12 protein-coding genes are annotated in these 12,855 nt (G+C 67.8%); 5 read left to right on the top strand and 7 right to left on the bottom strand.

All coding sequences use genetic code 11. From position 1 onward, the window contains the following. The first annotated feature begins 81 nt into the window (after window positions 1-81). Window positions 82-1,347: a fumarylacetoacetase gene (gene fahA, locus SFB74_RS02085; protein ID WP_432729006.1), complete on the top strand. Its 1,266-nt coding sequence runs from the start codon at window positions 82-84 to the stop codon at window positions 1,345-1,347. 43 nt (window positions 1,348-1,390) lie between these two features. Here fahA and mrdA read toward each other — a convergent pair whose 3' ends face one another. The 4 genes from mrdA to SFB74_RS02065 form a co-directional block, all read right to left on the bottom strand. Further along, on the bottom strand, window positions 1,391-3,361 hold the full coding sequence (gene mrdA / locus SFB74_RS02080) for a penicillin-binding protein 2 (RefSeq protein WP_432729005.1): 1,971 nt from the start codon (window positions 3,359-3,361) through the stop codon (window positions 1,391-1,393). Between the two features lie 56 nt (window positions 3,362-3,417). Beyond that, a complete protein-coding gene (gene mreD, locus SFB74_RS02075) occupies window positions 3,418-3,939 on the bottom strand; it encodes a rod shape-determining protein MreD (RefSeq protein WP_019655414.1) in 522 nt (173 codons plus the stop codon). After that, window positions 3,936-4,895, bottom strand: a complete 960-nt coding sequence (gene mreC / locus SFB74_RS02070) for a rod shape-determining protein MreC (protein ID WP_432729004.1) — start codon at window positions 4,893-4,895, stop codon at window positions 3,936-3,938. Before mreC ends, mreD begins: the two co-directional genes overlap by 4 nt. An 86-nt stretch (window positions 4,896-4,981) precedes the next feature. After that, a complete protein-coding gene (locus SFB74_RS02065) occupies window positions 4,982-6,025 on the bottom strand; it encodes a rod shape-determining protein (RefSeq protein WP_007833435.1) in 1,044 nt (347 codons plus the stop codon). 215 nt (window positions 6,026-6,240) lie between these two features. On the opposite strand from SFB74_RS02065, the gene gatC reads away from it, so the two are divergent. From gatC to gatB, 3 genes are read left to right on the top strand one after another with little or no spacing between them, the layout of a single operon-like run. Next, a complete protein-coding gene (gene gatC / locus SFB74_RS02060; protein WP_432729003.1) occupies window positions 6,241-6,540 on the top strand; it encodes an Asp-tRNA(Asn)/Glu-tRNA(Gln) amidotransferase subunit GatC in 300 nt (99 codons plus the stop codon). After that, a complete protein-coding gene (gene gatA, locus SFB74_RS02055) occupies window positions 6,540-8,054 on the top strand; it encodes an Asp-tRNA(Asn)/Glu-tRNA(Gln) amidotransferase subunit GatA (protein ID WP_432731860.1) in 1,515 nt (504 codons plus the stop codon). Before gatC ends, gatA begins: the two co-directional genes overlap by 1 nt. A 1-nt stretch (window position 8,055) precedes the next feature. Further along, on the top strand, window positions 8,056-9,540 hold the full coding sequence (gene gatB / locus SFB74_RS02050) for an Asp-tRNA(Asn)/Glu-tRNA(Gln) amidotransferase subunit GatB (RefSeq protein ID WP_432729002.1): 1,485 nt from the start codon (window positions 8,056-8,058) through the stop codon (window positions 9,538-9,540). A 100-nt stretch (window positions 9,541-9,640) separates the two neighbouring features. Here gatB and SFB74_RS02045 read toward each other — a convergent pair whose 3' ends face one another. Continuing rightward, the gene (locus SFB74_RS02045; protein WP_432729001.1) at window positions 9,641-10,339 is read right to left on the bottom strand and encodes a DUF4124 domain-containing protein; all 699 of its coding nucleotides are present in this window, start codon (window positions 10,337-10,339) and stop codon (window positions 9,641-9,643) included. Window positions 10,340-10,358: 19 nt separating this feature from the next. Further along, a complete protein-coding gene (gene pyrE / locus SFB74_RS02040; RefSeq protein ID WP_432729000.1) occupies window positions 10,359-11,048 on the bottom strand; it encodes an orotate phosphoribosyltransferase in 690 nt (229 codons plus the stop codon). Between the two features lie 12 nt (window positions 11,049-11,060). Here pyrE and SFB74_RS02035 point away from each other — a divergent pair, with 12 nt between their 5' ends. Continuing rightward, window positions 11,061-11,864, top strand: coding sequence for an exodeoxyribonuclease III (locus SFB74_RS02035; RefSeq protein ID WP_126022399.1), 804 nt, complete (start codon window positions 11,061-11,063; stop codon window positions 11,862-11,864). Between the two features lie 21 nt (window positions 11,865-11,885). Here SFB74_RS02035 and SFB74_RS02030 read toward each other — a convergent pair whose 3' ends face one another. Continuing rightward, window positions 11,886-12,791 carry a LysR family transcriptional regulator gene (locus SFB74_RS02030; RefSeq protein WP_432728999.1) on the bottom strand — a complete coding sequence of 302 codons (906 nt, stop codon included), beginning with the start codon at window positions 12,789-12,791 and terminating at the stop codon, window positions 11,886-11,888. Window positions 12,792-12,855 lie beyond the last annotated feature (64 nt).

The raw sequence follows: 12,855 nt of genomic DNA, 5'->3' as shown, positions 1-12,855 counted from the left end.
TGCGGCCCGGCAAAGCCGGTTCCGCGGTGTTCCCCGAAAGAGTCCGGACCCTTTAGAACATTTGCCTGAAAGACATCCTCCATGACCGCACTGAACGCCACCCATGACCCGAAGCTGCGCAGCTGGGTCGCATCGGCCAACGAGGCCGGCACCGACTTCCCGATCCAGAACCTGCCCTTCGGCCGCTTCCGCACGGCCGGCAGCAGCGAGGCCTTCCGCATCGGCGTCGCCATCGGCGACCAGGTGCTGGACCTGCGCGCCGCGGGCCTCGTCGACACCGACGACATGAACGCGCTGATGGACGCCGGCACGAAGGAGCGCCAGGCGCTGCGCGCCGCCATCTCCGCCGGCCTCGCCGAAGGCAGCGACAAGCAGGCCGCATGGTCGAAGGCCCTGCTGCCGCAGGCCAAGGCCGAGATGACCGTGCCCTGCCGCATCGGCGACTACACCGACTTCTACACGGGCATCCACCACGCCACCACCATCGGCAAGCTGTTCCGTCCCGACCAGCCGCTGATGCCCAACTACAAGTGGGTGCCCATCGGCTACCACGGCCGCGCATCGTCCATCGGCGTGAGCGGCCAGGTCTTCAAGCGCCCGCATGGCCAGACCAAGGCGCCCGACGCCGCCGAGCCGAGCTTCGGCCCCTCGAAGCGCCTCGACTACGAACTGGAGCTGGGCTTCCTCGTCGGACGCGGCAACGCGCAGGGCGAGCCCATCGCCATCGCCGACGCCGAGGAGCACCTGTTCGGCGTGACGCTGCTCAACGACTGGTCGGCGCGCGACCTGCAGGCCTGGGAATACCAGCCGCTCGGCCCCTTCCTTTCGAAGAACTTCGCGAGCGCGCTCTCGCCGTGGATCGTGACGATGGAAGCGCTGGCGCCGTTCCGCGCGAAGTTCGAGCGCCCGGCTGGCGACCCGCAGCCGCTGCCGTATCTCGACTCGCCCGCGAACCGCGAGAGCGGCGCGCTCGACATCACGCTCGAAGTGCTGCTGCAGACCGCGAAGATGCGCGCCGAGGGCGTGGCGCCGGTGCGCCTCACGCGCGGCAACACCACCGAGGCCTGCTACTGGACGGCCGCGCAGCTCGTCGCGCACCACACGGTGAACGGCTGCAACCTGCAGCCGGGCGACCTGCTGGGCTCGGGCACGCTGTCGGGCCCGAAGCCCGACGAGGCCGGCTCGCTGATGGAACTGACGCTGGGCGGCAAGCAGCCGATCACGCTGCCGAACGGCGAGAAGCGCACCTTCCTGGAAAACGGCGACACGCTGGTGATCCGCGGTTACTGCGAGCGCGCGGGTGTGGTGCGCATCGGCCTGGGCGAAGTCAGCGGAACGGTGGTCTGAGTGTCTTTTCCCCTCTGCCTCCGGGAGAGGGGGCAATGCCGGGTCAGGGCGCAGTAGCGGGCGTGGCCGAGGCCGCGGGCCAGGCCACTTCGCTCGCGATGCGCGGCTTGCCGATCGGCGCTGTCGCCTTGCCGATCTTGATGGCGGCCATGTCGGCCTCGCTCGGGTACTGGTCGGCGAGCCAGTAGTCGAACACCCGGCGCGCGATGGGAGCGGCCGCGCCTGCGCCCCAGCCCGCGTTCTCCACGATCACCGCCAGGGCGATCTTCGGGTCGTTCACCGGCGCATACGCCATGAAGAGTGCGTGGTCGCGCTGGTGCTCCTCGAGCGCGCGCGCGTTGTACTTGGTGTTCTGGCCCATCGACACGGCCTGCGCCGTACCCGTCTTGCCCGCCGCCTGGTAGCTGGCACCCGCGAACACGCCGCGCGCGGTGCCGCTGGTGACCACGCTGGTCAGGCCCTCGCGGATCACCGAGATGTTGGCCGCCGTGAAGCCCAGGTTCTCCGCCGCGGGCTGCGGCAGGGGCACCACGTTGCCGCTCACGGTGTCGCGCGTGGCCAGCGCGAGATGAGGCTTGTGCTTGAGGCCGCCATTGGCGATGACGGCGGTGGCCTGCGCCAGCTGCAGCATGGTGAAGTTGTTGTAGCCCTGGCCGATGCCCAGCGAGATGGTCTCGCCCGCGTACCACTTCTTCTGCTCGGGCCGCTTGTAGGTGTTGCGCTTCCACTCGGTGCTGGGCAGCACGCCGCGCACCTCGCCGCCGAGGTCGATGCCGGTGATCTGGCCGAAGCCCAGCGGCTTCATGAAGTCGTGGATCAAGTCCACGCCCATCTCGTTGGCCAGCGAGTAGTAGTAGATGTTGCTCGACAGCTGGATCGAGCGGCGCATGTCGACGCCGCCCAGGTTGCCCTCGGGGCTGCCGAAGCGGTGGCCGCCGAAGTTGAAGTAGCCGGGGTCGTTCACCACCACGCTGGGGCCGCGCTTGCCGGTCTGCAGTGCCGCCAGCGCCATGAAGGGCTTGTAGGTGGAGCCGGGCGGGTAGGTGCCGCGCAGGGCGCGGTTCAGCAGCGGCTTGTCGATGGACTCGGTGAGCGCGGCCCAGCTTTCGTTGTCGATGCCTTCGACGAAGAGGTTCGGGTCGAAGGTGGGCTTGCTCACGAAGGCGAGGATCTCGCCGGTCTTGGGGTCGATGGCCACCAGCGCTCCGCGGCGCTCGCCGTACATGTCCTCCACCAGCTTCTGCAGCTTGATGTCGAGCGACAGCATGACCGTGTTGCCCGGCGTGGCGGGATGGCTGGCGAGGCGGCGCACGGCGCGGCCGCCGGCGGAGGTTTCCATCTGCTCGACGCCGGTCTGGCCGTGCAGCGTCTTCTCGTAGCTCTGCTCGATGCCGAGCTTGCCGATGTAGTCGGTGCCCTTGTAGTTGGCCTGGTCTTCCTCGTCCCAGTCTTCCATCGCGGTCTTCTCGCGCTGGTTGATGCGGCCGATGTAGCCGAGCACGTGCGAGGCCAGCTCGCCCTGCGGGTAGTTGCGAAAGAGGCGCGCCTTGATCTCCACGCCCGGGAAGCGGTAGCGCTGGGCCGCGAAGCGCGCGACTTCCTCGTCGCTCAGGCGGGTGCGGATCGGAATGGAGTCGAAGCTGCGCGAGTCCTCGCGCAGGCGCTTGAAGCGGCGGCGGTCGCGCGGCGAGACTTCGAGCACCTGGGTGAGGCTGTCGATGGTCTCCTCGACGTCGCCCACCTTCGAGGGCGTGATCTCCAGCGTGTAGGCCGAGTAGTTGGAGGCCAGCACGATGCCGTTGCGATCGAGGATGAGCCCCCGGTTGGGCACCACCGGCACCACCGCCGTGCGGTTGCTCTCGGCCTGCTCGGCCAGGTCTTCGTGGCGCGTGACCTGCAGGTAGACCAGTCGCGCGCACAGCAGCCCGAACGCGAAGAGCACCGCCAACCCGATGACGATCACGCGGCGCTTGAAGCGCGCGAGGTCGGCGGCGACATTGCGGATTTCGGTCATGGCGATGGGAGCTTAGGCGCGCGCAGGTGCGAAGGCAAATGCGGGAAAGGCTGGGCTTAGAGGGGGCGGTTCTCGTCCGGTTCCGGCGTTCTTCGCTGGGGGGCCAGCAGCAGCGCGGTGGCCAATGGCCAGAGCGCGGCCTCGATGGCCGGCGAGGCCAGCACCGTCCAGCCCGGGAACACGCCGCCGCCGATCATCCGCGTGACCACTTCGATCAGCTGCGACAGCGCGAAAAGCGGCAGCACCTGCAGCGCCTGCGAGGCCACCGGATACCAGAGCAGCCGCCTGTGGATGGTGATCGCGAAGAAGCCCAGGGTGGTGTAGGACAGCGCATGCTGGCCCAGCATCGACGACTGGTGCACGTCCATGCACAGGCCGAACACGAAGGCCGCGCCGATGCCCACGCGCGCGGGCTGGTGCACGCCCCAGAACACGATGACGAGCGCCAGCAGGTCGGGCATCCAGACGGCGCGGCCGATCGGGATCATGTTGATGAGCAGCGCCACCACGAGGCTGCTCCACATGAAGACCGGGCTGACGGGCAGCAGGAGCTGCTGCTGGCCTGGACGCTTGATCATGGGCGCGCTCCCGGTTTCTTCTCGTTCTTGCCGGCGCCGGGCTTGCCCTCGGGGCGCTTGCGCTGGGTGACGGCGGGCGTCGGGGGCGGCGGCGCGGCGGGCGTGCCGGTAGGTTCGAGCACCAGCACGTAGCGCGCGGCCGTCACGTGGGCCAGCGGCACGCAGTAGATGCGGGCGAAGGCCGAGTCGGCGCGGCGCTCGATGCGCTCGATCTTCGCCACCGGCAGGCCCGCGGGGTAGATGCCGTCGACGCCGCTGGTGGAGAGCAGGTCGCCCTCCTGCAGGTCGGCGTTGGCGGCCATGAAGCGCAGCTCCAGCCCGCCGCCGTGGGCCGAGGCGTCGCCGAAGGCCACGCTGCGCACGCCGGTGCGGGTGTTCTGCACGGGAATGGAAAGGTCGCGGTCGATCACCAGCGTGACCTCGCTCGTGAAAGGCAGCACCTGCGTGACCTGCCCGAGCACGCCGCGCGCATCGATCACCGGCGAGCCGGGCTGCACGCCCTGGGCCAGACCCTGGTCGACGACGATCTTGCGGGTGTAGGGGTCGGCCGCGTCGTAGAGCACCTCGGCCGCACGGCCCGGTGTGGTGGTGGTCTGGCGCAGTTCTAGCAGCTCGCGCAGGCGGGCGTTGTCCTGGGCGAGCGTATCGGCCTGGGCAGCGCGCTCGGCCTGCATCATCAGCGCCTTGCGGGCGTCGTCCTCGTTGCGCTGCGCGGTCTGCAGGTCTTCGAAATAGCGCCCGCCGCCCAGCACCGCCTGCACCGGCTTCAGCGCCAGCCATTGCACCGGATAGAGCACCGCGCCGATGCCCGCGCGGATCGGCTGCACGATGTGGAAGCGCGCGTCGGCCACCATGAGGAACAGCGCAAGCGCGCCGAAGAAGATCAGCTTGCTGAGTGCCGACTGCCCCTGGTTGAACAGGGGTGGCGCTGTGCGATCGAGCGTGCCCAGAGGCATGAATTCAGACCCGACGGTGGTGCGGAATCAAATAACAAAAAGCCGGCCTGCGCAAGCAGAGGCCGGCCGATGATGGCTTTCGCCCTTTACTCGCTCGTGAAGATGCTGCCGAGGCGATCCATCCGCTCGAGGGCGATGCCGCAGCCGCGCACCACGCAGGTCAGCGGGTCTTCGGCCACCAGCACCGGCAGGCCGGTTTCCTCAGCCAGCAGGCGGTCGAGGTCGCGCAGCAGCGCGCCGCCGCCGGTCAGCATCATGCCGCGCTCGGCGATGTCGGCGCCCAGCTCGGGCGGCGTCTGCTCCAGCGCGTTCTTCACGGCCGAGACGATGTTGTTGAGCGGATCGGTCAGGGCTTCCAGCACTTCGTTGCTGCTGATGGTGAAGCTGCGCGGCACGCCTTCGGAAAGGTTGCGGCCCTTGACTTCCATTTCCTTGACTTCGGAGCCCGGGAAGGCCGAGCCGATGTTCTTCTTGATGACTTCGGCCGTCGGCTCGCCGATCAGCATGCCGTAGTTGCGGCGGATGTAGTTGATGATGGCTTCGTCGAAGCGGTCGCCGCCCACGCGCACGGAGCCCTTGTAGACCATGCCGCCCAGCGAGATGACGCCCACTTCGGTGGTGCCGCCGCCGATGTCCACCACCATCGAGCCCGAGGCTTCGCTGACGGGCAGGCCGGCGCCGATGGCCGCGGCCATGGGCTCTTCGATGAGGTAGACGGAGGTGGCGCCTGCCGCTTCGGCCGCATCCTTGATGGCGCGACGCTCGACCTGGGTGGAGCCGCAGGGCACGCAGATGATGATGCGCGGGCTCGGCGTGAGCAGCGTGCGCGGGTGCACCATCTTGATGAACTGCTTGATCATCTGCTCGGTGATCACGAAGTCGGCGATCACGCCGTCCTTCATCGGGCGGATCGCCTCGATGTTGCCGGGCACCTTGCCCAGCATGGCCTTGGCTTCGCGGCCGACGGCCTGGATCACCTTCTTGCCATGGGGACCGCCTTCGTGGCGGATGGCGACGACCGAGGGTTCGTCGAGCACGATGCCCTTGTTGCGGGCGAAGATCAGGGTGTTGGCGGTGCCGAGGTCGATCGCAAGGTCGGTGGAAAAGTACCGACGGAAAGCTCCAAACATGTGCGGAATCCTCTGAGCACGGCCTGCGCATCGGCAGGTCGTCGCTCTATTTTTTGGGTCGTTTGACGGGGTGAATTGATCGTTTTTGGCGCAAAAGCCGGCGCGTTCGCGGGGGTTGCGGCAAAGGCGGGATAATACCCGAATCCCCTCTGATTCCCGTATTAGCACCGGCTCCGGCGTGCGAATACCTCTGCTTTTTTGGGCCGTTCCGACCTATGTCACTCTCCGCTTCCGATATTGAGCGCATCGCCTCGCTGGCGAGGCTGCAGCTGGCCTCCGATGAAAGCGAGCGCATGCTCAGCCAGATCAATGGCTTTTTCGACTTAGTCGAACGTATGCGTTCCGTCGATACCGCCGGCGTCGAGCCGCTGGCCCATCCGGTGGCCGCGCTCGAAGACATCACGCTGCGCCTACGCGACGACGTGGTGAGCGAACCCGACAACCGCGAAGCCAACCAGAAGAGCGCCCCGGCCGTCGAAGCCGGCCTTTTCCTCGTGCCCAAGGTAATTGAATGATGAGCAGCAGCGGTGAATTGCACCAATTGAGCGTTGTCGAGTTGGCCAAGGCGCTGGCCGAACGCAAGGTTTCGGCCGTCGAGGCCTCGCAGGCTTTCCTGGGCCGCATGAAGGCGCACGAGTCGCTGGGCACCTTCGTCGACGTGAACGAGGAGGCCACGCTGGCCCAGGCCCGCGCCGCCGATGCGCTGATCGCCAAGGGCGATGCCCCCGCGCTGGCCGGCGTGCCCATCGCGCACAAGGACATCTTCGTCACCACCGACTTCGCCACCACCGCCGGCTCGAAGATGCTCGCGGGCTACCGCTCGCCCTTCGACGCCACCGTGGTGCGCCGCCTGGCCGAGGCCGGCGCGGTCACGCTGGGCAAGCTGAGCTGCGACGAGTTCGCCATGGGTTCCGCCAACGAGAACGTCGCCGTGCCCGCCGTGGGCCACGACAAGGCTGTGCCGGTGCAGAACCCCTGGAACCGCGACCGCATTCCCGGCGGCTCGTCCGGCGCCAGCGCCGCTGCAGTCGCGGCACGTCTGGCCCCCGCGGCCACCGGCACCGACACCGGCGGCTCGATCCGCCAGCCCGCATCGTTCTGCGGCGTCACCGGCATCAAGCCGACCTACGGTCGCGCCTCGCGCTACGGCATGGTCGCCTTCGCCTCGAGCCTCGACCAGGCCGGCCCGATGGCCCGCTCGGCCGAAGACTGCGCGCTGCTGCTGTCGGCCTTCTGCGGTCCCGACCTCGACCGCGATTCAACTTCGCTCGACAAGCCCGCCGAGAACTTCGGCCGCTCGCTGAACGACTCGCTCGAAGGCCTGCGCATCGGCGTGCCGAAGGAGTTCTTCGGCGAAGGCGTGGCACCCGGCGTGCGCGCGGCCATCGACGCCGCACTCGCGCAGTACGAGAAGCTCGGCGCGAAGCGCGTCGAGGTCACGCTGCCGCGCACCGAGCTGTCGATTCCCGTCTACTACATCATTGCCGCGGCCGAGGCCTCGAGCAACCTGAGCCGCTTCGACGGCGTGAAGTTCGGCCACCGCGCCAAGGACTTCATCGACCCCGCGAGCAAGAAGAGCGCACTCACGCAGATGTACGAACGCACGCGCGCCGAAGGCTTCGGCGACGAAGTGAAGCGCCGCATCATGATCGGCACCTACGTGCTCTCGCACGGCTACTACGACGCCTACTACCTGCAGGCGCAGAAGGTGCGCCGCATGATCGCCGACGACTTCCAGCAGGCCTTCAAGCAGTGCGACGTGATCGCCGGCCCCGCCGCGCCCACCACCGCGTGGAAGCTCGGAGAGCACGGCGACGACCCCGTGGCCGACTACCTCGCCGACATCTTCACGCTGCCCGCATCGCTGGCCGGCCTGCCCGGCATGAGCGTGCCCGCGGGCTTCGACGGCGGCATGCCCGTGGGCCTGCAGCTGATCGGCAACTACTTCGGCGAAGCGAAGCTGCTCAACGCGGCGCACCGCTTCCAGCAGGCCACCGACTGGCACGCACGCACGCCCGAGGGCTTCTGAAATGAGCGAGACAGTGAACACCTTCGAAGCACAACAACAAGGCCGCCCGACCGGCCCGCTGGTGCGCGGCTATGAAGTCATCATCGGCTTCGAGACGCACGCGCAGCTCTCCACCGCGAGCAAGATCTTCAGCCGCGCCTCCACCGCCTTCGGCGCCGAGCCCAACACGCAGGCCTGCGCGGTCGACCTGGCGCTGCCGGGCACGCTGCCCGTGATGAACAAGGGCGCGGTCGAGCGCGCCATCAAGCTCGGCCTGGCGCTGGGCTCGCACATCGCGCCGCGCAGCGTGTTCGCGCGCAAGAACTACTTCTATCCCGACCTGCCCAAGGGCTACCAGATCAGCCAGTTCGAGATTCCCGTGGTGCAGGGCGGCTCGGTGTCGTTCTTCGTGGGCGAGGAGCAGAAGACGGTGCGCCTGGTGCGCGCCCACCTCGAGGAAGACGCCGGCAAGTCGGTGCACGAAGGCAGCCATAGCGGCATCGACCTGAACCGCGCCGGCACACCGCTGCTGGAGATCGTGACCGAGCCCGACATGCGCTCCACCGCCGAGGCCGTGGCCTATGCGAAGGAACTGCACAAGATCGTCACCTGGATCGGCATCTGCGACGGCAACATGCAGGAAGGCAGCTTCCGTTGCGACGCCAACGTCTCGGTGCGCCGTCCCGGCGAGAAGCTCGGCACGCGCCGCGAGATCAAGAACCTGAACAGCTTCAAGTTCATGCAGCAGGCGATCGACTACGAGATCCGCTGGCAGATCGACGAGATCGAGGACGGCCGCAAGATCGAACAGGCCACCGTGCTGTTCGACGCCGACACGGGCGAGACGCGCGCCATGCGCGCCAAGGAAGACTCGTCGGACTATCGCTACTTCCCGGATCCCGACCTGCCACCGCTGGTCATCGCCGCCGACTGGATCGAGCGCGTGAAGGCCGCCATGCCCGAGCTGCCGCGCGCCATGGCCGAGCGCTATGTGCGCGACCACGGCCTGTCGGAATACGACGCGGCGCAGCTCACGCAGAGCGCGGCGCTCGCCGGCTACTTCGACGAAGCCGTGAACGCGGGCGCCACGCCCAAGCTCGCGAGCAACTGGATCACCGGCGAGATGGCGCGCCGCCTGAACGCCGCCGAGATCGGCATCGAGGCCGCCCCTGTGAAGGCGCAGCAGCTGGCCCAGCTGGTGACGCGCATCGCCGATGGCACGCTGCCCAACAACGCCGCACGCCAGGTGTTCGAAGCCCTCTGGACCGGCGAAGGCAGCGACGTCGACGCGATCATCGAGGCCAAGGACCTGAAGCCGATGAACGACGCCGGCGCGCTCGACAAGATCCTCGACGAGGTGATCGCGAAGAACGCCAAGAACGTCGAGGAATACCGCGGCGGCAAGGAGAAGGCCCTCAACGCCCTCGTCGGCCAGGTCATGAAGGCCAGCGGCGGCAAGGCCAACCCGGCGCAAGTGACCGAACTGCTCAAGGCCAAGCTCAGCTAAGTCTTTTCGGGAAACACCGCGGAACCGGCTCCGCCGGGCCGCAGGTGTTGCCCCCGGCAGGGGGTTGGCGAAGCGCACGAAGTGCGCGCAGCCTGGGGGGTTACCTCGGGTTCCCGCCGTTCTGCGGCGTCCAGAGCGTCTTCAGGCGCGTGCGCTCCTCGTCGAAGCGCGCATTCACCCTCTTCTTCTCGTCTTCCTGTTCCGCGATGAAGCGGTTCTGCACCGCCACGCTCTGCGTGTTCTCGTCGATCTTGCGGCGCAGCGCGCCCGGCGCCTTGCCGGGGTCCTGCTTGTAGAACTCCATCTCCTCGTCGATCTTCTTGCGGTCTTCGCCGAGTTCGGAGATGCGCTTCTTCGCCGCCTGCGTCACCGCATCGATCTGCGCGAGCGCCTCGCCGCGTTCGCGGTCGTGCGTGGCGAGGTTCGGGTAGCGCACGAGCAGGGCCCGCTCGCGGCGCCGCTCGTCGGTCAGGCGCGCAGCCACGATGGCGGCTTCGCGGGCGCGGTCCTCGCGCTCCTGCAGTTCGCGCGCGGTGTAGGTCGGCTCGACCTTGCGGCGCACGGAGCCGCTCGGGTTGAGTTCGCGCTGCTCTCGGTCGCTGCACTCGGCGATGGGCCGGTCGGCCGTCAGGGTGCGGCCGCGGGCGTCGGTGCAGGTGTAGATGCCGGCGGAGGCACCTTCCACTTTCTGCGATTGCGCCTGCAACGTGCCGCAGAACGAGGAGGCAATGAGAAGAAATGATGCCGCCGCCAGCAGGCGGGCCGGAGTACCGTGATCGTCGCGTGCGGGATGGTGCATGTTCGGCGGCCCTGCCTCTTCAGCTGGCGCCGTAGCGAGCGCGGTAGGCCAGCACGCGCTCGCGGTGCGCGCCCAGGTCTGCCGCGGCGGCGCCCGAGAGGTAGCTCAGCAGGTCGTCCAGCGTGGCGATGGCGATCACCGACAGGCCGAGCTGGTTGCGCACGTACTGCACGGCGCTGTGGTCCACGTCGACGCCGTTCTCGGTGGCCTTTTCCTGCCGGTCGAGCGCAATGGACACGGCATGCGGCGTGGCGCCTGCGGCCTCGATGGCGGCGATCGACTCGCGCACCGCGGTGCCGGCGGACATCACGTCGTCGACGATCAGCACGCGCCCCTTGAGCGGCGCGCCGACCAGGTTGCCGCCTTCGCCGTGCGCCTTGGCTTCCTTGCGGTTGTAGGCGAAGGGATAGTTGCGGCCCCGGCGGGCCAGCTCGGCCGCCACCGTGGCGCCCAGCGGAATGCCCTTGTAGGCGGGGCCGAAGATCATGTCGAACTCGAGGCCGCTCTCGATCAGGCGGTCTGCATAGAATCCGGCGAGCCGGGCGATCTTGCCGCCGTCGTCGAAGAGCCCCGAGTTGAAGAAATAGGGGCTCATCCGACCGGCCTTGGTCTTGAACTCCCCGAAACGCAGTACGCCGGCATCCAGGGCGAACTGGACGAAATCCTGGGCGATCGCGCTGCTTTTGCTTTTCTCACCATCTACAGCCATCGGAAATTCCTTGTGTTCAAACTGACCAGTCTCAATCTCAATGGCCTGCGTTCGGCCGCAACCAAAGGCGTGGCCGACTGGGTGGCCGAACTTGCGCCGGATTGTATTTGCATGCAGGAGATCCGCGTCCAGGCCAGCGACATCGAGGGCCGGTTCGAGGAAATGGCCGGCCTCAAGGGCCATTTCCACTTCGCCGAGAAGAAAGGCTACGCCGGCACCGCCGTCTACACCAAGCACGCTCCGAGCCAGGTCGTGGTGGGCTGGGGCGACGCCGAGTTCGACGCCGAGGGCCGGTATCTCGAACTGCGCTTCGACACGCCCAAGCGCAAGTTCTCCGTCATCAGCTGCTACTTCCCGAGCGGCAGCTCGGGCGAGGAACGCCAGGAGGCCAAGTTCCGCTTCCTCAAGGGCTTCTTCCCGCACCTCGTGGCACTCAAGAAGGAGCGCGAGTTCGTGCTGTGCGGCGACATCAACATCGCTCATAAAGAGATCGACCTGAAGAACTGGCGCGGCAACCAGAAGAACAGCGGCTTCCTGCCCGAGGAACGCGCCTGGATGACGAAGCTGCTTGACGCCGGCGCCGAAGGCGCGGGCCTGGTGGACGTCTACCGCATGCTCAAGCCCGACACCACCGCCGAGGCCTACACCTGGTGGAGCAACCGCGGCCAGGCCTACGCGAACAACGTGGGGTGGCGGCTGGACTACCACCTCGCCACGCCGAAGATCGCGGCGCTGGCGCGCACCGAGCAGATCTACAAGACCGTGAAGTTCAGCGACCACGCGCCGATCACGGTTGACTACGACTTCAAGCTGTAAGCCCCCGAGGCGCCCGTCCGATCATCGCGACAGCTCGGGCAGCGCCTTCTCCAGCGTGGCGACGAAGGCCTGCATGGCCTCCGTCTCGTACGCCCCGCGCTTGGTGATCCGATAGAAGTCGAGCCCCACCTTCGGCTTGGTCAGCACGTCAGTGCGCACGTGGTGGCGACGACAGGCGGCGAGCGCGAAGGTCGGCATCACGGCGGTGCCGAAGCCGGCCTCCACCATCGAGATCAGCGTGCCGAAGAAGTTGAAGGCCGTGCGCTGCGCGTCGGCACGGCCGATGGCTGCGAGATGCTGGTCGATCACCTTCTGGATCGGGTTGCCCGGCGGCAGCCCGACGAGCTCGGCGCCGCGCAACGCCGACCACGGCGCGGAGCCGACGGCCCCAGGCTCCCCGGCCTCGTCCATCGGTGCCACGCGCATCAGGTGAAAGCGTCCCACCGGCTCGCGAGCCAGCCCCGGCGCCGCCTTGAAGAAGAAGCCCAGCCCCACGTCGGCCTCGCCGGCCGTCACCATCGCCTCCACGTCGCGCAGGTCGGCGTCGAACAGACGCAGGCTCACCTGCGGATGCGCCTCGCGGAAGCTGGCGAACACCTGCGGCAGGAGATTCGACGACACCAGCGGCGTGGCCGCGATGCGCAGCGTCTGGCGTGCGGCATCGCCCTCGGCGCCCAGCTCGGCAGCCACGTCGTCGAGGTCGGTCACCATGCGCTCCACCACCGGCAGCAGGCGCCGGCCCGCGGGCGTGAGGCTCACCACGCGCGTGGTGCGGTCGAAGAGGCGACAGCCCAGCTGCTTTTCCATTTCGCGGATCAGGATGCTGAGCCCCGCCTGCGTGATGTGCGCCTGCTCGGCCGCTCGCGTGAAGTTGCCCACGCGCGCCACCTGCAGGAAGGCGCGCAGCTGGCGGATCGATAGATTCATATGGATTCATGATAAATCCATATCACATCTAAATTTCCCAAATGATCGATCCAAGTTCCTAATG

The sequence above is a fragment of the Variovorax xiamenensis genome, from assembly GCF_050916385.1.
GTDB lineage: Bacteria > Pseudomonadota > Gammaproteobacteria > Burkholderiales > Burkholderiaceae_C > Variovorax.
This window is presented reverse-complemented; position numbering and strand designations above follow the sequence as displayed.